Origin of the sequence: Fibrobacter sp. UWB11, from assembly GCF_900143015.1 — a bacterium.
Classification (GTDB): domain Bacteria; phylum Fibrobacterota; class Fibrobacteria; order Fibrobacterales; family Fibrobacteraceae; genus Fibrobacter.
This window is the reverse complement of sequence record NZ_FSRT01000002.1, coordinates 437,133-455,316: the sequence shown is the minus strand read 5'-3', so window position 1 is coordinate 455,316 and position 18,184 is coordinate 437,133. Positions and strand designations below refer to the sequence as shown.

Genomic DNA, 18,184 nt, shown 5'->3' with positions numbered 1-18,184 from the left:
CTGGCTTATAGCCACTCTGCGTTCTTATCGGCTGCCCAATCAGCCCGCTTACCGGCAAGTAGCCGTCCAAGGAAAGTTCGTCCGTGCGCCTTCTTTTAGTATGCGTTGGATTGAAGCTCCGGACGGTTTTTGTCGTTTCTGCTTCTTAGCCAAGAAGAAGAACGGAAATGCCGTGTATCGCAATAAGTGCCGTAGGATTCTACGTCCACTTTTTTATGGTATTGTCCCGAACATCAAAAAGCCCGTGTGGGCGATGATTATCGTGAGCGACAATTCCAAGGAAATGTCCTCTGAACGTTTCCGTGAATCCGCCCAGAAAATTTTCCACAAGATGGAATGGGATAAGCAGCCGGATGTGGCAGAAGGTTAAACAAGCCTTGGTGACGGTGTTGATCGCCCCCATCCGTATATACCAAGTGGTTCACCCCTATTTTTTTCATGGGGTCTGCAGGTTCCAGCCTACGTGTTCAAACTACGCAATTGAAGCTTTACGCCTACACGGACCGTTCAAAGGTTTCTATCTTGCGGTTTTTAGAGTCTTAAGATGCAACCCCTTCTGCAAGGGCGGATATGATCCCGTTCCGCTCCCTAAGGATAAAAAATGAACAAGAATACAATCATTGGTTCCATTCTTATCGCGGTCATCGTGATTTGGTGGATGGCTGTCAATAATGCAAATGCCGAGGCGCAGGCTGCCGCTCGTGCCGCAAAGGCTAAGGCAGCGGCTGCTCAGGTTTCCAAGGATTCTGCAAGCACGCTCGTGGTGCCGAAGAAAACGCCTGAAATCAAGGCAGCTCCGGTCTTGGGCGGTGCTCAGGCTGAAGCCACTTCAGATAGCGTCATTGCGAGCGAAGCGAAGCAATCTGTCGCCCCGAAGGCAGAAATTGCAGAACGTTCCGTGACGGTCGAAAACGACAAGTTTATCATGACCCTCACCAACAAGGGTGCTAAGGTCAAGAGCGTCATCGTTAAGGCTCTCCCGGATTCTACCGGCAAGTTCCCGGAACTCATCCAGGATACGACGCTTGGTGCATTTGACTTGGTGCTCGATAACGCCGACCTCAGCGAAGCCATGTTCGAACTTGGCAACACGCCTGCAAAGATTGTCGTGACCGACAGCGCCAAAGTCCAGTTCGCATTCCAGGATGCAAACGGCAATCAGGTTATCCGCTCTTACGGCTTTACGAAGGATGGCCCGGCAGTCCGTCAAGAAAACAAGTTCATCGGTTTCCAGCCGAATGCTTATGAACTCGCATGGAAGGGCGGTCTCAAGGAAACTGAAGATATTCCGAAGTCCAAGGGTTTCATGGGTCTCGGTGGCGGTAGCACTTACTACTTCAGCGAAGTTGTCTTTAACGACCGTTATTCTGTGGAACGCGAAATGCCGCGCGAACAGGCTTCTTTTAATGCTACTGAAGGCAAGATCGTTTGGGCGGGTCTCCGTCGCAAGTACGTTGCCATGACGGTCCAGTTCGACGAAGCTGTTCCGGCAGTGCTCAAGACGAAGCATATGAAGGTTGACGATAGCGAAGTGGATCCGGGTACGTACAAGCTTACGATTGCCGACGACGTTCGTGGTGCTCAGTCCATCAACTACGACTTGATGATTCTTCCGCTCAAGTGGGATGATCTTGCCTCGCTCAACAAGGACTACGAAAAGATTATTGTGAGTGGCTGGAGCTGGTGCGGTGCAGACGTTTGGTTCGTCTGGATTTGCAAGATGCTTCTCAAGCTCTTGAACCTCTTCTACAGCATCATTCCGAACTACGGTGTGGCTATCATCCTTGTGACGATTATCGTTCGCGGTATCACGACTCCGTTCACCGTGAAGCAGATCAAGTCTACTCGCGGTATGGCCGCTCTCAAGCCGCAGCTCGACGAAATCAACCTCAAGTATCGTACCGACCCGCAGAAGAAGCAGGCCGCTATGATGGAACTCTACAGCAAGAACAACATCAACCCGCTCGCTAGCTGCACGGGTGGCTGCCTCCCGATGCTCATCCAGATGCCGATTTTCATGGGCCTCTTCTTTGTGCTCGGTCGTGCAATCGAACTCCGTGGTGCTCCGGCATTCCTCTGGATCTCGGACCTTAGCCGCAGTGACGTTGTCTGGAGTGGTATTAGCATTCCTATCATCATGCCGTCCGGCCTTGCCATTCTCCCGTGGCTCATGGTTGCAACGACTTACTTCCAGACCAAGGTGACGATGAGTTCTAACGCCGGCATGGATCCGGCTCAGCAAAAGATGATGGTGTGGATGATGCCAGCCATGATGCTCTTGTTCAGCGCCGTGATGCCTTCCGGTCTCGTGCTCTACTGGATTATCGGTAACATTTGGAGCATTGCTCAGTACAAGTACATCTACAGCAAGTTCCCACCGATCAACGGCTCTACTCCGAAGACTTCTTCCAAACTCAAAGGCAAGAACGTCAAGGACGCCGAAATCGTGAAGTAATTGAGAAAATGCGCGGGTTCTCCCGCGCATTTGTCATAATAGCCGTTAGCCGCACATTTGGTATGCTCGTTGTGCGATGTCACCCCGGACTTGTTTTCTTTGACCACTTAGCGCTTCAGCGCTTACGTGGTCATGATCCGCGTATGGGGACGGGATCGCCATTTAAAAAAGAAGCCGCATCCACGGCTTCTTTTTGTATTGTAAGTCATTCCCGCCAGAGCCTGTCCTGAGCACAGTCGAAGGAAGCGGGAATCTCCTTTTTTATCTGCTTTGTTTGAGTTTCAAGATTCTCTTGACGCTTTCGTCAATGCGCGATTCCTTGATTTCACCTTTTTCGACCGCTTTGACGACGGCATCGAAAACCTGTGTGAATTCTCTGGAACAAAGCACCACGTCAACGCCTGCCTGAATTGATTTGATGGCAGCTTCGGTATTGCTGAACTGCTTGGTGATAGCGCCCATGTCCATCGCATCCGTCACGATAACTCCGTCAAAACCGAGCTCACCGCGCAGCTTGTCTTGCAAAATCACTGACGAAAGCGTTGCTGGCAAATCATCGCCAGAAACCTTCGGGGCGGCGATATGTGCGGTCATAATCATCTGGGCGCCAGCCTTGATGCCCGCTTTGAACGGAATCATTTCGCATTTGAGCATTTCTTCCCAAGTCTTGTTTGTTGAGGCGTAGCCGTAATGTGTATCCGTGCTCACGTCACCATGTCCGGGGAAATGCTTGAGCGTGCCGATGACGCCTGCGGATTCAAGACCGTTCAGGTAGCTTACCACAAATTTAGCGGCAGTCTCCGGATCATCCGAAAATGCGCGCGCCCCGATGACAATGTTGTCTGGATTTGTGTTCACATCAGCGACTGGTGCGTAGTCAATGTCGAAACCGTATTTCTTGACATAGCTTCCGATGGTAAACGCGGCCTCATAGGCTTTGTTGGCGTCGCCTGATTCCGCGATGGCGGCCATGCTTTCGTATTTGGGAACGTCAAAATTTCCGTTGTTTGCGATACGTGCCACGCGACCGCCTTCTTCGTCAATAGCAAGGAGCGGTGTGCCATTTAACTTTCGAATTTCATCAATGAATTTCGAAAGTTGTGTTTCGTCTACAATGTTGTGTGCATAAAGAATCATGCCGCCGATAGGGTAATCCTTGTTGACCGCTAACATGGTCTTGTTGACTTGCTCGAGCTTGTAATCGGGGAGCTCTGCGTATTCGTTCCAATGGATGCTTGTGTCTAGTGCTTCGGGGCGTACAAAGAACATCTGCCCGACCTTCTCGCGGATGGACAATTTCTGGATTGCGGAATCTTCAGACGAAGGCCCGCTCGAAGAATCGTCGCCGCACGCGGCTAGGAAAAATGCTGTCGCTGTACATCCAAGTATGCTCGCAATAACATGTTTGTTGTAAAACATAAAAACACCTCAAAATTATTCTTCAACATCGAAAGTCTTTCCCGCAAACATTTTCAGCAATGCTTTCGAGAGAGGCTGTGGAACTGTGATTTTGTCTGTATCAATAGTTTTCTTTTTGCCCTTGATGTCGAAAGAAATTGTAGTTCCGTCGTTTGTCACTTCCATTTTTACTTTGGAACCCATTACAATCGGTACGTTTATATCGTCATGCCCGGCGGGAAATCCGCAAATCACAGGAATGTCGTATTCCTTCAAATATTTGGAGAGCATGGCTTCAGTGCTTTCGTAATCGAGGTCGGTCCCGGAGCTTACAAATTCACCAAGGATAACGCCTTTTACGTTCTCCATCACGCCGTGAAGTTCAATGGAATGAAACATGCGGTCGATATTGCGTAAGTTCTCGCCGATTTCTTCCATAAAGAGGATGATACCGTCATTCTGGAAAACATCGATGTCGCTTGCTCCGATAAGCGGCACGAACGTTGCCATATTGCCGCCTACGAGAATGCCTTCGGCTTTGCCTTGCTGATTGTACTTGTGCTTAGGTACTTTGTATGTGGGAACTTCGCCTTTGAGCAAATCGCGCAGGAGTGTGCTGTTGTCGTCCTTGCCTTCGGTTTTTGCAATGCTTGAGCTCATGGTGCCGTGAATGCTCATGACGCCTGCTTTGGTCTGCATGGCGTGTAACGTGGTTACGTCGCTATAGCCGATAACCCATTTCGGGTTCTTTTTCACGAGCTGCGGGTCGATCAAATCGATGAGCTGGATGGCACCGTAACCGCCGCGGTTGCAAAGGATTGCCTTGATGCTTGTGTCCTTGAGTGCTTCCTCAAAATCTTTGGCGCGTTCTTCGGCGGTGCCTGCAAATTTGCCTGCTTCGATTTTGTTGACGCTCTTGCCGATAACCGGCTTGAATCCCCAATCTTTGAGGACTTCTGCGGTCTTTTGAATTGTGGAATCGGGAGTCGTATAAGAGGGCGAAAGGAGTGCAACTTTGTCACCTTCCTTCAAAAATGCAGGAGCCGTACTTTCGGCAATCGGTGTATTTTTCAAGTTTGCTGAAGCGCCAGAAGAATTGTCGTCGCCGCATGCGATAAAAAATACGCACAAAGCGATGGCAAAAAATGGCCATGCGTGCTTCCCAAAATCCATAGTGCTCCCCTCTGGATAGATTTTAAATGACCTTTATGGAGAGAAATATATATCAGAATTTTTAGAAAAGTAAGCTTTCCGTATCGTTTAGGGCGAGGGGCGATGTAATTTAAATGGTGAAATAGATGTATATCACACTTTTTTGGGGAAAATGTGTAATTACATCGTTCCGGATTCAAGTCCCTTCACGGGGATGTAGCGCACGGAACCGTCGGCGGAGATGATCATTGCAACGCCCGAGAGGTAATTGACCCAGCGCCATTTTTCATAGTAGCGCACGTTCGCGTGACCGTTAGTGGTGTAGGCGAGGAGCGGCACGACCATGTAATCGTGCGTGCACATGATGCTGACTCGTTTCATGGCCGGGAGGCTTGCGATAATGTTGTTCTTGAGGAGTTCTTCGCTGCGTGTTTCTAAGTCATAGAAAGCGTCTTCGTAGGCGCCTGTAAATGCGTATTTAGAATAAACAACCCAGCCACCTTCGGCATTGACGTAGTTGTTTGCAATACTCGGATTCATGACATACCAAGCGCCATCCATGTAAGGGAGAACATCGAGCGTGTAACCCACTTGGCCTTTGCCCATTGCGATTTCTTCGCAGGTCTCTTGCGTGCGGGTGTAGCCAGAATAACCGTAGTAGAAGTCTTCTTGAGCGATGGCGGCGAGGCGTGCTCCCAAATTGCGGGCGTACGTTTTTCCGTTGCTCGTCAAGTGGCCGGTGGGGCCTGTGTCATCGGTGCGTTCGCTGTGGCGGATGATGAAGACCGCCTTTTCGTTGGGCTTGAGGTTGGCGTAAACTTCGACAAGGTCGGTGAAACCGTCCGCTTCTTGCGGGGTAGCTACGCGCCATGTGCCGCTATCGAAAATGTAATAGGTGTCGTGACTGACGCGGCCTTCGCGGATTTCCTTGTCGTATTCGCCGGGGCCAAATCCTGCGGTGTCTTTTTCGATGGGTTGTGCAATGCGCCATTCCTTGGAATTCACGTCGCAGATGAATCGAACGGTGGAATGGTCGGCATGCTCATAGTCGTTAGCGAAAAGAGCGCTTTGCCCTTGGTTCACAAATGTAACTTGCCCTGCGTTTATATCGGTGCAGGCTTCAAAGCCGTAAGCGATGGGGACAAACGCGCGCATGTAACGCTCGAAATTCGGAATGGCTGCAACACCCCAAGATGATACGTTGTTGCGGATGTCGTTGTATTTCCAGAGCGTGTCGAGGCCTACAATCCAGTCGGCAATTTTGATTTTCCAGTTCGGGTCGTTCCAAATGCCATCGCCCTTGATGTCTTCGGCGAGGTTGTTCACGAGGCTCATCATATCAGCTTCGCTGCGGTCTCCCTGTAACATTGCGGAAATCGCAAACAATGCGGCGCTATATTCACTGTTCCCGAACATGTCCAAATCTTCGGCAACGGGCTTATCCATGCGACCGTCGGTGAAGTATGGTTGCGAATAAAGTTGAACTGTATCGATGCCGAAGGCTGCAAAAATTTCGCGTTCCGCTTGGGCTTTTGCTTCGGTAAAATCAACGTGGTTCATAGCGAGCTGCTCGATGCGTGAAATTTCCAATTGCGTGAGAACGTTCACGTTGACAGAATTACGAACGCGAAGGGGTATTGTTGCGCCTGCATCTTCGGAAGTGTTTGCAACTTTAGTCAAAGCCGAAAGTGTCACGGGACTTGCGGACGTGCCTCCGGTCACCATGTTTCTGTAAAATCCCGTAGCAGAAATTTTCACATAGTTTGAATTGGTGCTGACACTTTCTAGCGTGTAGCGGCCGTCGTTGGTTTGCACGCAAGTGCTTGCAGTGTGTCCGATTCCGTCGGCCCTGTAGAAGTTCATTTCGTTTGCTTCGTTCTGAACAACGGAAGTTCCAAAAACAAAAGGCCCGTTCTGTATGATTCCCTGAATGGAATCTCGCAGTAACCCGTTGAATCGAACGGTATCTGCATCGAAATTGGGCTGATTTGCAATTTTATCGACGGCGTGCAAAAATCCGTCGCTGCAGGTAATGCTAAAATCTGTAGTGTCCGCGGTGCTGCGCCATGAGCCTTTGATGCAAAGGCGTGGCATGTTTTCGTTCTGAACAAAGAAGGCGCGACCTTCATGGTTCGCGTCACATGCAGGCAAGTTCGCTGCACTTAAAACACTCAAGGTATCGAGAAGAGAAATAGGCGTGTCCGGTCCGCTGCCGGAGTTGTTGCCGGTTCCGCTTGATGGATTTCCGTCAGAACCACAACCATTAACCAACAATGCCGCAGCAAAACCAATCGCTGTTAAACCAAAAAATCTCATTCCATACCTTTTTTTTGATTATGAATGACTAACGCCATTCGTGTCATTCCCGCGCAGGCGGGAATCTCCGTGCAATCAACGTTATTTCTTTATCTTATCCAACAACCTTTTCGCAGGGAATCCAACAAGCTGGAATCCCTTTTCCCATATAAAGTCCTTGATGCGCTCGGCGCGAGTCTCGTTGCATTTCGGGAGCCAGCTTTCGTCAAAGTCTTCGTCGAGTCCAGCGTTTTTTACAAGGGCAGCATAGTCCTTGTTGAGAGCATCGTAGGCGTGATGGCGTACAAAGTGCTTTTTCTCTTCATAATCGAAGCGGCGTTCCAAAAGTTTGCGTTTGATGAATCCTGCGCCTTGTTGGGTGATCTCGTCGTATGCGAAGAATACAGGGCGCTCTGTGTGATAGAGCGATTCCATGAGGACTTCGGCTTCGGTGAATTTTTCGCTTAATCCCACTTCGAGTTTGCGGGTGACATCGTAGAATTCCGTTTGCTCCGGCGTCTCGAAAATGTGCAAGAAGAACACGCCGAGGGCGGCGGGTTTCATGTACAAGAAGAACGATTGCAAATGCGGTGCAAATTCGTCATTGCTCGTGAGCGAAACGACATCTGCATTGCTTTTTTCGGCGCGTTCAAAGAATTCTTTGAATTTGTTCTGGTAATAGACGATCGAATCGTTGATGAGCAGCAAGCGCTCCACATCGCGTGTGATGATGCCGGGGGCGTAGTTGCCTGCAGCGTCTGTGCGGTTCGCCTGCAGTTGCAAATAACGCCGCCACATGCCAAAATCAAATCCACGATTTTCGGTGAGGAAAAGCTCAATGTGGTTTTCCTTTAAAAAATCGTAGGTGTCGCTCGAAAGCGTTCGGCGATTCGTGAGGAGAACGACCCTGAAGTCGGTCTCCGCGAGATGTTTGAGCGCAAAGCGGACATAGCCGGGGAGGTCTTCCCCGGTCTGGTAACTGGCATAGAGGGCGACTTTATTGCATGCGTCCATCAACTACCTCTCTTATCTCCCGCGACGGCCTCCGCGGCTGCTGCGTCCGCGACCTTTTTCGCTGGACCTGCGGCCACGTCTTGCTTCACGCGGTTCGCTGGCCACATGGAATCCTTCGCCGAAATCACGGGAATCGCGACCTCCGCGCTTGTCAGAACCGTGTTTTCCACGCTTGTCAGAACGGCGGCCTTCATCGAATTCGTTACGGTCCTTGAGGAGCCCTTTGCGACCGCGAGAATCGCGACCGGTGCGTTCGAAAATCGGACCGTCAAAATCTCTGCGACCACGGCGACCGCCAGAAATATATTCCGGTTCGTCGAAATCGTCGTCTTCGTCCGGCTGGCTTACATAGCCAAGTGCTTCGGCAGCTGCGGCGCGGTCAGCGCGTTCATTGAAGTTGCGAATGTCGCGTTCGGTATCTTCACGGCTGCGGCGCTTCTTCGGTTCGGGGCTCAGCTTTTCGGTGATGCTGAAGTCTGCCTGACCGCGCAACGGATCAACGCGCAACAACTGTACCATCACCTTGTCGCCACGGCGGAAGGTGCGGCCACTGCGCTTGCCGAATGCAAGGCCCTGGTCCGGATTGAACACGTAGAAGTCGTCGCCAGCGATGTCGCGGTAACGCACAAGACCTTCGGCAATCGGATCGTCGATGGAAACGTAAATGCCCCATTCTTCGATACCCGTTACATTTGCTTCAAAGCTATCGCCAATGCGACTCTTCAAAATCCAGCAACTGCACACCTTGATGGCGATGCGTTCCACCTTCATGTTCTTGATTTCATTTGCAGAAATCAAGTCGCAAACTTCAATCACGCTGTTCACGCGTTCGGCTTCGATTTCCTTACCCTTGCGGGCCAGTTCACGATGGCACCAAAGGTCCGCGTAACGGCGGATCGGCGAAGTGAAGTGGCTGTAATCTTGCCAGTTCAATGCGAAGTGCCCAAAGCTATTGCTATCGTAATGAGCTTTCTGCATACTGCGTAAAATGCGATTTGTGAGCGTTTCGTCGCCCGCGGCACGCTTCACCAAATGTTCGTACAGCTTGAATGCTGTCGGGTTCAAGTTCGTATCGCCGCTGCGCGGCTTGCCCAAATCACGCAACATCACCGGAGCGTCCTTGAACAGGTCCGGGTACATGTAGTACAGTTCCATGATGTCCTTGGTGTCCGGAGCTTCATGGATACGGTAAATGCCTTGCAGCTTGCGCTGCTTGAGTTCCTTAGCGCAGCAGTTGTTTGCAATAAGCATGCACTCTTCGACCCAGGAATTCGATTCATCGTGTTCGCGCGGCACAATCTTGACCGGTTCGCCATTCTCGTCGAACTTGCAACCATATTCCGTTGTCTGGAATTCGAGCAAACCTTCCTTGGTGCGGTTCTGTTTGAGGAGCGCGGTCACTTCGGCAAGGGCCTTGATAGAATCGTCGCCAGCTTCCATCATTTGCACGGCCTGCTGGTACGTGATGCCCTTCGTAATCTTCACGACACTGCGGTGGAAATCCCAAGAGAGCACGTTGGCATGCTTGTCCAATTCCATCATGCAAGTGAATGCGCAACGGTCTACACCCTCGTGCAAACTGCAAACACCGCTAGAAAGCTTTTCCGGGAGCATCGGCACTGCCGTCCACGGCAAGTATTGAGTATAACTTCTTTCGAGAGCTTCTTCGTCGAGGTCAGATCCTTCAGGCACGTAGTAGCTCACATCGGCGATGTGTACGCCGAGCTTGTAACCGCCACCCGGCTTGCGTTCCACGCTGATTGCATCGTCGTGGTCCATGGCGCCTTCGGGGTCAATGCAAAGAATGTCCAGCTTACGGTAATCCACGCGGCCCTTGAAATCCTTTTCGGTCGGGTCCGTAATGGAGGCCACGTACTTTTCAATAGCGGGGCTAAAGCCTTTCGGAAGATTGCTCTCTTCCATGAATTGCTTTTTAACTTCATCCCAACTGATGTTGTTCAGTTCGGCAGAACGATCCACCTTGGCCAAATAGCTATGCTTGAGCTTCGGATGCGGATAAAGTGTAAAGCTAATCGTCTCGCCTTCCTTGCCCGGAGCCTGCCTGCGGTGGCACATCTCGTAAACCTTGCCCGTATCGAGTTCGGTCACCTGCCAGTCTTCTTCACCGGTCTGGTGCAGAATGCCGCGCTTCACGCGTGTGCCGGAATCCTTTTCGGTCTGACGGCGGCTACGTGCGCCCAAACGGCGGTTGTCTTCGACGCCCTGCTCTGCAAGTTTCTTGCGGCGCTTTTCGCGCTTGTCTTCGAGCGGTTCGCCATCGCCCAGCTGGTATTCCTTGTGTGCAGAACGCTTTAAAACGCCACGCTCGATCATGTCGGCGAGGAGCTGCTTAAAAGCCATCTTCTGTTTTTTCGGGAGGCCGAGAGCGCTACGGAGCTGGCTCCCTACCATGGGTTCGTCACGAAGTATTGCAATAATTTGTTCTTCGCTCGGTAATTCTCTAGCCATAATTAAGCCTCCTTGTTCTGCATGTAAGGCATCGCGGATTCAATCAAATCGTGGGTTTCGTCGCGGAGGTCGGCCATCGGCTTCTCGGCGTAATCTTCATAGCGGATCAGCGGGTGAACGACCATCTCGACGGTGCCGGAATAGACCGCCCATTTGACCTTTGGGAGAATCTTTCCGGTATTGATAAATGTAACTGGCAAAATGTCAAAGTGCTGTTCTTTTGCCAAACGGAAAATTCCATTTTGGAACTTGAACATGTGCCCGTCTTCGCTGCGGTGGCCTTCGGGGAACACGACAATGTTGTAATTGCTTTCGAGGCGTTTCTTGAGGATTTTGCCGAGGCCTGCGTTTTTGCGCGGGTTCGTGTGGATAGGAATGTTGCCGGAGCGGTTCAGGACCCAGCCGAATACGGGCGCTTTCCAGAGGCTTGCCTTCGCCATGAATGACGCCGACGTGATGGAATGCCAGACGACGTTGATGTCCAAAAAGCTCTGGTGGTTGGCGACGATGACGTAGTTTACGCCCTTTGGAATGTTTTCTGCCCCCTTGATCGCGACTTTAATGCCGAAAAGCTTGAAAATAATGTTCCTGAAGGCGAAAGTGCAAATCTTGGTGCAGTTTTCCCAGTGCCCGCGGATACCGCAATAGAGGGTGTAGGGGATACCCGCAACAACCATGATAGTGAAAACGACGATGTAATAAAGGAGTGCAAGAATAGCGCGCATGGTCTCTGCTTGTTAAAAGTGAATTATGACCCACTCAATATAAATAGGTCCCTATGGGCTTAATGTATATTTTTTGAGCGGAGTAAATCGGTTGTTTTTATTACATGCGCATAAATATGCGCTTGACATTCCTGATTTAATCGTGAATCTCCTATTTCCTTGAGAAAAAACTATATTCCTCAACGTAAAACATGGAGTTTTAAATTATGGAAATTAAATGGCTTAATCCCGATGCAAAGTTTGACCGTCTTGTTTTGGCGGGTGATATCGGTGGTACGAATACGAATCTTGGTCTTGTAGGCTACAAGGATGGCAAGTTTACACTCATTCTCGAAACCGTTTGCCCGAGCCAGTGCATTGAAGGACTCGACACTCCGATCCGCGAAACGCTCAAGGCAGCCGCTGAAAATCGCGCCGATTTGAAGCCCTCCCACATCTGCATCAGCGCTGCAGGTCCGGTGGCAAACAACAAGTGCGTCATGACGAACCTCCCGTGGTGTGTTGACGGCGATGCCATCACGAATGCAACCGGCATCCCGACCCTCGTGATTAACGACTTTATGGCCATTAGCTATGGCATCCCGACTCTGGATGTCGATGACCCGAATCAAATTCTCAAGTTCAAGCATACCGACGGAAGTGAACCGAAGCCGCAGAAGGCAACCAAGGCCGTGATTGGCCCGGGTACCGGCATGGGCGTTGGCTTCCTCGCATTTGATGGCGAAAAGTACATCCCGGCTTGCTCCGAAGGTGGCCACTCCACGTTCGCACCGTTCGACAAGGAATCTCAGGACTTCCGCGACTACATGGAAAAGCGCATCGGCACCGTGCCGGGCGTCGAACCGCTTGTCTCTGGCATGGGCCTTGCTCACCTCTATGAATGGTGGCGCGATACCAAGGGTGTACCGCAGAACGATGCCTTCAAGAAGATTGAAGAAACCGATTGGCATGACCGTCCGAAGTACATCAGCCGCGCAAGCGATACCGATCCGGTTGCTGCCGAAATGATGCGCATGTTCGTGAAGATGCTTGCCCGCTTTGCTAGCGACGCTTGCACGTTGTTCCTCCCGCTGGGTGGATTCTACCTCGCCGGTGGTACGGTGCAGAAAGACCTCCGCTGGCTCGAACGCGATAACTTGTTCATGACCTGGTTCGAAAAGAACTACAACCCGAACATCCGCCCGCTTTTGAACAAGATCCCGGTTTACCTCATCAAGGATTACAGCATTAGTTTGTACGGTGCTGCTAATGCAAGTTTGAATTTGCAGAAGTAAAAGCGGGAAATCTCCTTGCGAAGCGACTATCGTCCCAGCCATGTGCTGGGATTTTTTTATCGCATCAGGCGATTCCAAAGGGCATCTTCGAGGTCTCGCCTCGAATCGACAACTGCGAGAATTACAATCTGGTTTGCCTGCTTGCGGTAAAAGATTCTCCAGGGATTGATGGATAATTCGCGGTAGCCACCAATCTGTAACGCCTCTAGCTCAACAGGAATTTTGCCCAAATCAGGGAACCGCTCAAGAAGCAGACATTCCTTCTTGATTTTTGCGAAAGTTTCGCGTGCATTTTGCATGCTGTCCGCTGCAATGAACGAGACGATAGACTTGAGATCGAATGCTGCCGATTCAGACCATACAACTAGATACTTCTTACTTGGCATTCAGTTCGCTCTCCAGAGAATCGAATAGGTCTTTCTGGTGGATGACTCGACCGCGGGCAACCTCGCCTTCGCTCTGTGCGAACAGCTTGAAAAGCTTTAGCCCATCTTGCATTTTTTGGTAGGTGTCAACGTCGAGAATTACTCCGCGAGCCTCTCCATTCTGCGTTACAATGTAAGGGGCATGTGATTCGCATACATGGTCCAAAACTTTTGCAGCATTAGCCTTGATGTACGAAATAGGCTTGATGTTCTTGATTGTAGACATGTTTTCCCTTTCTTTGCTGAAGGACTGAATTTGATACTAAATATAGTCTTATTTGCGAGACTAAGCAATGGGGGTGGGGTGTGGATTCGTGGGGCAGTTGGAAACTATCAGTTTTTTTATGAAATCACGCCACGGGCCCAGCCGTAACCCTGTACCGCCATATCGATAAAATGGTTCAATAGCAGATTACTTTTCGCATTGAACAAGTCGATGTCATAACAATCTGGCAAATGCGGTGATTTGGGAGCATCTAGAACTTCTTCGATTGTGCTCTTGACTTTCGCACGAGTCTGCTCGTCTTTATACCAATCGACGACAAGAATCTTTTGACGGTTATCCTTCAACTTTTTGTACAAAGCTTTTGATGTCAACAGAACTTCTTGTTCTTGTGCATTTGTGAGTTTCTTGCCCATCACGAGCAAGTCGAAAATTTCCAATTCTTCGTCCGACAGGCCCATCGTAGCAGCGCGAGAATCTTCTTTCTTCAATTCTTCGACAAGCTTGATTAGCTGCTCGTAATAATCTTCGTTTTCTGTTCCGCCCGCATTGTAGCGATTGATGATATTGCGAAACCTTTCGGAGAACTTGATTCGCGTGACATTCCTGTTGATCATCTGCTGCAAGGCTTTTTCGATGAATTCCTTCATGTCGTTGATTTCGACAGCCTTGTATTTTGCCTGCTTGATTTCTTTGCGCAGACCTTCCGCATCAATTTTGGAAAGGTCTATCAGTTTCGACCCGCGCACATACGATTGTGCTGCGCCGTTTTTCGCGACACTCGAAACATCGCGGAATTCGCCAGCTCCATCAACTTTCACGCTTTCCGATGAAACACTGTTATCCAGCAAATCGCCCATGCGTTTGCGAGCCTTTTCAATCTTTTCGTCGTTTATAAGGCGGAAAAATTGTCCGTGCAAATAGATGAGCGCACTGAAAATCGGATTGCTCCAGTCGCGTTCAAAAATTTCTGGCTTCGAAGCTTCGTAAAGGTTCAGCAAGGTGTTCAAAATGACCTTGAACTTTTCGGCATCTTCGTCAATTTCAACAATTTTGTTATACGCTTCGCGAATATCATCCAACTTGTCGAAAGTAGACGATCCTTCCAAAATCTTGTAAAGATCGATGTTTCGTTCCAAAAGGAACTTATTGGCTTCTTCGATACAGGCATCAATGTAGCCAATCAGTTGGTCAATATCTTTGGCCGGGAATTTGCTGCCGTCATCGCCAATGGCGTATGCGGCCAAGGCTTGCTTCATGAACTTGAATACGTTCACATAGTCCACGATGATTCCGCACGGTTTCCCAGGGAATACGCGGTTTGCTCTTGCGATGGCTTGCATCAGCGTGTGATTTTTCATGGGTTTGTCGAGGTAAAGTGTGCTTAGACTCTTTACGTCAAAACCGGTAAGCCACATGGCGCAGACAAAGACCAATTGCAAATTGTCTTCAGGATCCTTGAATCGGTCTTCGATATCTTTACCTTCGGGGGTAATTGCGTTCATCTTGTTGCGATGAGCAACGATGTCTAAACCCTGCGCCTTGAATTTTTGAACTTCGTCCGCTTCTTCCGATACGATAACCGCCATCTCGACTTTGTCCATGTAATTCAAGATTGCGGTTAGGCGATCGCGTTCTTCTTGCGTAGCAACATTATTGCGTTGGATGGTCAGCACTTTCTTTTCTTCTTTCCAATAGTGCTGAACCTTGTCGTACATTTTTACGGCTGTGAACTTATCGACGGAAACAACCATGCCTTTGCCGAGGAATCCGCGACGCGGGAAATGGTGGGCTATATCTCTTGCAATTTTGTCTAAACGATCTTCGCGTTTGATGACTTCCAGAATGCGAGAGCTGGAATTTTCTAACAGCTTTGCTTCTTCTTCGTTAAGGTTTTCATCTTCGATAATCGTAACGACATCATCATCGAGGAAGTTGTTTTGAAGGCCAACTTCGGGAACGCGCCTACTGTAAAACAGCGGGACGGTGGAGCCGTCTTCTACGGATTGAGCAAAGTTATATTCCGAAACATAATCGCCGAACCATTGATTCGTGAGGCGCTTGCTGCCGAGTAATGGTGTGCCTGTAAACGCAATGAAGTTGGCGTTCGGCAACGCCGTTCGCATGTTTTCGGCTAAAGTCTTGTATTGCGTGCGGTGGGCTTCATCTACTAAGACAAAAATGTCATCACGGGTCGAAAGTACCGGATATTTTTTGCCCTTTTCATAACCAAACTTGTGAATCAGCGTGAAGATGAAAGGCTTGTTTCCTCTCAAATAATCACGAAGTTGTTCGCCGTTCTTAGGCTGACATTCATCTTTCGGTCCGATAATTTCGGTACGCATAAAATTTTTGTGAATTTGCGTATCGAGATCTTCTCGGTCAGTGATGACGAGGAAAGTGAAATTCCCATGGAACTTGCGATTGACCTTGCGGGTAAACATCGCCATCGAATAACTCTTGCCGCTACCTTGCGTGTGCCAGAAGACGCCGAGCTTGCCGTCCAGTTCCTTGCGGTTCTTGACCGCCTCGCACAAGTTGTTCACACCCATGAACTGGTGATTCTTGGCGATAATCTTGATGGACTGATTTTCGAACAAGATGAAGTTTTCGATGTAGTCGATAAGAGTTGCTTTGTTCAGCAATCCCTTGACCATGTACCCGGCACTGACGCCTTCGCCACGGATATACTTGCGGTCGATTTTATCGTCTTCGCTAGACTTGAGCCATTCAAAGAAATAGTCGTAGCTGGCGTTGAACGCTCCAAGCTTTGTTTCGAAACCGTTCGATAGTACGCAAATCTGGTTAAGTGCAAAAAGGTTCGGAATATCCTTTTTGTAACTCGTCAAGTTCTTGTTGTAGGCTTCTTCAATCTTGACAGTGCTGTTCTTCAATTCGATAAAGACGAGTGGTAAACCGTTGACAAATATCAAAACATCGGGGCGGCGGTAATTGAAACGTCCCTGAATCCACATCTGCGATACTGCCGTAAAGGTGTTGTTTTCGGGATTGTCGAAGTCGATAAAGGCTACATCGTCAAAATCTGATTTGCCATCTCTGATGAATTTTACGCGAACACCATCACGCAACTTTTTATAGAGCGTGTAATTGGTTGCGGTGATATCTGTGCCGGAATAGTCTCGCGACAGTTCGTGGGCAATCTCGTCCAGTTTGTCCGAAGGAATGTATGGATTGAGTTTTGTGAGCGATTCTCGTAAAATAGTTGGCAAGACGCATTGCTTTTTATTCGCCCTGCCTGTACCATCGTTGAGGTCTTCCATTTTTTCTGGAGACGGATCGCAACGAACAACCTGATAGCTGTAAGGGGCTGCCTCCAGCATTTTCAGGATTGCCTGTTCAATATCGTCTTCAGAAATAAAGGACTTCATTTTAAATCTCTGATTTAAATATAAATAAACACCCATAGAAAAAATGCTACGAGTGTTAATGATTAGTTTTCTTTTGCGAAAATGAATGAATTTGCTGAATTTCGGTTTCTTTGGAATGTTCCACTTTGGAAAGGCAAATTATGCTGCTCTTGACTTTCGTTAAATAAGAATGTATATTATTATAAAAGCATCGGAAAACACGCGCCGGCTGGTGATGCCGGGTCGCTGGAAGGTTACCGATGTTTTTTTTGTATATAGGGCATTCAGCGACTTTTGAGGAAGTTTATGGTGTCCTCGTATTTTATAGGATGGACCGGTGTCGCGTGAATGCCTTTCTTGGCATATCGAATCGATATTACATTCGTCCTTACAAGCTCTTCGCAACCGGCAAAGCCTATATCGTTGCTGAATTTGACGATTTCTTCTTTGATTTTTCCGGTTTTGTCGAAAACGACTAGGCCCGTCCCGATAGATTGTTGCACGATTTTATAAACATCGATGTTGAAATCGAAATAGGCAGCTCCGGCAAATCCTTTAGCTTTGGAAACCCTGTTGTAGTTTTCAAAAGTTTTTGTACCCACGATATGTTTTTTCTGACATTCTGGGTTTATGCGTTTTGAGAGATTTTCTTTTAAAAAAGTGGGCCACAGGACATATAGTTCGTGTTCTGAATAGATTCCCCTTGCTTTAGCTTGCTCGATTAGTTTTTCTATTGTTGTGTATAGATCCATTGCAGAACACCAGTTCACAAACCTGTTGAATGACAGATTGATGATCCCACGGAATGTGGGGGTGCTCTACGTTAATCGCCAGGGGGCCAGTTTCCCCATAGGGTGTATGCTGCCTCGAATTGTGAGCCTGTCGAGCGAACAAAGGGAGGTCGGCGTTAAGCAGAGAGTTGAACTACCCGCCCTGAATAGTACTGAGTCGAGAGTCGCAGTTTCAAGCTTGCTTGAAACTATGACCGAGACTATGGTACGGACGCCAACGGCGTCAATTTCTCGGTGTCGGCGGGACGAATGCTATCGCGAAAGAATATACAAATTTTATTGACTGCAAGTCAAGTGAAAATGTCTAATTGCATCTAAATGTCGCACATCTAAAAAATACAAGTGTAAAGAGTTCTTTGTGCGAAAAACATTAAGATAGTGCTATTCTAATTGTTAAAAAAACTTGTGGGTGATGTTTTTTTTATCAGTGAAATAATCCCGTCATGTAGGAATTTTCTTGAAAAACGAAGTTTATTATAATTTATTCTGCAAAAACATGATTCCCTGCTTTGTTTGCTATTTTGTAATATTTTTTTTGTATATAAAATGTTTTAGTCTTGTTGAATAACAAAGAAGTATATTAAGGAATACTATT

Annotated in this window: 14 protein-coding genes; 4 read left to right on the top strand and 10 right to left on the bottom strand. The window is 48.7% G+C overall.

The window, feature by feature from the left end; genetic code table 11:
- The first annotated feature begins 7 nt into the window (after nt 1–7).
- Genes BUQ91_RS10380 through BUQ91_RS10370 form a run of 3 tightly spaced genes read left to right on the top strand, consistent with a single transcriptional unit; the run spans nt 8 to nt 2,455 of the window.
- A complete protein-coding gene (locus tag BUQ91_RS10380) occupies nt 8–370 on the top strand; it encodes a ribonuclease P protein component (protein WP_371590752.1) in 363 nt (120 codons plus the stop codon).
- On the top strand, nt 354–605 hold the full coding sequence (gene yidD, locus BUQ91_RS10375) for a membrane protein insertion efficiency factor YidD (protein ID WP_074209218.1): 252 nt from the start codon (nt 354–356) through the stop codon (nt 603–605). Before BUQ91_RS10380 ends, yidD begins: the two co-directional genes overlap by 17 nt.
- Nucleotides 602–2,455 carry a YidC/Oxa1 family insertase periplasmic-domain containing protein gene (locus tag BUQ91_RS10370; protein WP_074209217.1) on the top strand — a complete coding sequence of 618 codons (1,854 nt, stop codon included), beginning with the start codon at nt 602–604 and terminating at the stop codon, nt 2,453–2,455. The genes yidD and BUQ91_RS10370 overlap by 4 nt, the downstream gene beginning before the upstream one ends.
- A 261-nt stretch (nt 2,456–2,716) precedes the next feature.
- On the opposite strand, the gene nagZ is transcribed toward BUQ91_RS10370, so the two are convergent.
- The 6 genes from nagZ to BUQ91_RS10340 all read right to left on the bottom strand — a co-directional run bounded on the left by nagZ (nt 2,717) and on the right by BUQ91_RS10340 (nt 11,508).
- Nucleotides 2,717–3,874: a beta-N-acetylhexosaminidase gene (gene nagZ, locus BUQ91_RS10365; protein WP_074209216.1), complete on the bottom strand. Its 1,158-nt coding sequence runs from the start codon at nt 3,872–3,874 to the stop codon at nt 2,717–2,719.
- A 15-nt stretch (nt 3,875–3,889) separates the two neighbouring features.
- Nucleotides 3,890–5,026 (bottom strand): S66 peptidase family protein, encoded by a 1,137-nt coding sequence (locus BUQ91_RS10360; RefSeq protein WP_074209215.1) that lies wholly within the window; start codon nt 5,024–5,026, stop codon nt 3,890–3,892.
- A 159-nt stretch (nt 5,027–5,185) separates the two neighbouring features.
- Nucleotides 5,186–7,321 (bottom strand): histidine phosphatase family protein, encoded by a 2,136-nt coding sequence (locus BUQ91_RS10355; RefSeq protein ID WP_074209214.1) that lies wholly within the window; start codon nt 7,319–7,321, stop codon nt 5,186–5,188.
- A gap of 81 nt (nt 7,322–7,402) precedes the next feature.
- Complete coding sequence (locus tag BUQ91_RS10350) at nt 7,403–8,314, bottom strand: hypothetical protein (protein WP_074209213.1); 912 nt, start codon at nt 8,312–8,314, stop codon at nt 7,403–7,405.
- Nucleotides 8,315–8,326: 12 nt separating this feature from the next.
- The gene (locus BUQ91_RS10345) at nt 8,327–10,783 is read right to left on the bottom strand and encodes a ribonuclease R family protein (protein WP_074209212.1); all 2,457 of its coding nucleotides are present in this window, start codon (nt 10,781–10,783) and stop codon (nt 8,327–8,329) included.
- A 2-nt stretch (nt 10,784–10,785) separates the two neighbouring features.
- Complete coding sequence (locus BUQ91_RS10340) at nt 10,786–11,508, bottom strand: 1-acyl-sn-glycerol-3-phosphate acyltransferase (protein WP_074209211.1); 723 nt, start codon at nt 11,506–11,508, stop codon at nt 10,786–10,788.
- Between the two features lie 206 nt (nt 11,509–11,714).
- Here BUQ91_RS10340 and BUQ91_RS10335 point away from each other — a divergent pair, with 206 nt between their 5' ends.
- On the top strand, nt 11,715–12,782 hold the full coding sequence (locus BUQ91_RS10335) for a glucokinase (protein WP_074209210.1): 1,068 nt from the start codon (nt 11,715–11,717) through the stop codon (nt 12,780–12,782).
- Between the two features lie 56 nt (nt 12,783–12,838).
- Here the strand turns inward: BUQ91_RS10335 and BUQ91_RS10330 are convergent, their stop codons facing one another.
- The 4 genes from BUQ91_RS10330 to BUQ91_RS10315 all read right to left on the bottom strand — a co-directional run bounded on the left by BUQ91_RS10330 (nt 12,839) and on the right by BUQ91_RS10315 (nt 17,550).
- Nucleotides 12,839–13,168: a type II toxin-antitoxin system RelE/ParE family toxin gene (locus BUQ91_RS10330; protein ID WP_074209209.1), complete on the bottom strand. Its 330-nt coding sequence runs from the start codon at nt 13,166–13,168 to the stop codon at nt 12,839–12,841.
- On the bottom strand, nt 13,158–13,433 hold the full coding sequence (locus BUQ91_RS10325) for a type II toxin-antitoxin system Phd/YefM family antitoxin (RefSeq protein ID WP_074209208.1): 276 nt from the start codon (nt 13,431–13,433) through the stop codon (nt 13,158–13,160). The genes BUQ91_RS10330 and BUQ91_RS10325 overlap by 11 nt, the downstream gene beginning before the upstream one ends.
- A gap of 116 nt (nt 13,434–13,549) precedes the next feature.
- A complete protein-coding gene (locus BUQ91_RS10320; protein WP_074209207.1) occupies nt 13,550–16,819 on the bottom strand; it encodes a type I restriction endonuclease subunit R in 3,270 nt (1,089 codons plus the stop codon).
- A gap of 263 nt (nt 16,820–17,082) precedes the next feature.
- Nucleotides 17,083–17,550: a polymorphic toxin type 50 domain-containing protein gene (locus tag BUQ91_RS10315; RefSeq protein WP_074209206.1), complete on the bottom strand. Its 468-nt coding sequence runs from the start codon at nt 17,548–17,550 to the stop codon at nt 17,083–17,085.
- Nucleotides 17,551–18,184: the final 634 nt, after the last annotated feature.

Bases quoted from the DNA above. Each gene is read 5' to 3' on its own strand.
- yidD (WP_074209218.1), top strand. From the start codon at position 354: ATGTGGCAGAAGGTTAAACAAGCCTTGGTGACGGTGTTGATCGCCCCC.
- BUQ91_RS10370 (WP_074209217.1), top strand. From the start codon at position 602: ATGAACAAGAATACAATCATTGGTTCCATTCTTATCGCGGTCATCGTG.
- nagZ (WP_074209216.1), bottom strand. From the start codon at position 3,874: ATGTTTTACAACAAACATGTTATTGCGAGCATACTTGGATGTACAGCG.
- BUQ91_RS10360 (WP_074209215.1), bottom strand. From the start codon at position 5,026: ATGGATTTTGGGAAGCACGCATGGCCATTTTTTGCCATCGCTTTGTGC.
- BUQ91_RS10355 (WP_074209214.1), bottom strand. From the start codon at position 7,321: ATGAGATTTTTTGGTTTAACAGCGATTGGTTTTGCTGCGGCATTGTTG.
- BUQ91_RS10350 (WP_074209213.1), bottom strand. From the start codon at position 8,314: ATGGACGCATGCAATAAAGTCGCCCTCTATGCCAGTTACCAGACCGGG.
- BUQ91_RS10345 (WP_074209212.1), bottom strand. From the start codon at position 10,783: ATGGCTAGAGAATTACCGAGCGAAGAACAAATTATTGCAATACTTCGT.
- BUQ91_RS10340 (WP_074209211.1), bottom strand. From the start codon at position 11,508: ATGCGCGCTATTCTTGCACTCCTTTATTACATCGTCGTTTTCACTATC.
- BUQ91_RS10335 (WP_074209210.1), top strand. From the start codon at position 11,715: ATGGAAATTAAATGGCTTAATCCCGATGCAAAGTTTGACCGTCTTGTT.
- BUQ91_RS10330 (WP_074209209.1), bottom strand. From the start codon at position 13,168: ATGCCAAGTAAGAAGTATCTAGTTGTATGGTCTGAATCGGCAGCATTC.
- BUQ91_RS10325 (WP_074209208.1), bottom strand. From the start codon at position 13,433: ATGTCTACAATCAAGAACATCAAGCCTATTTCGTACATCAAGGCTAAT.
- BUQ91_RS10320 (WP_074209207.1), bottom strand. From the start codon at position 16,819: ATGAAGTCCTTTATTTCTGAAGACGATATTGAACAGGCAATCCTGAAA.
- BUQ91_RS10315 (WP_074209206.1), bottom strand. From the start codon at position 17,550: ATGGATCTATACACAACAATAGAAAAACTAATCGAGCAAGCTAAAGCA.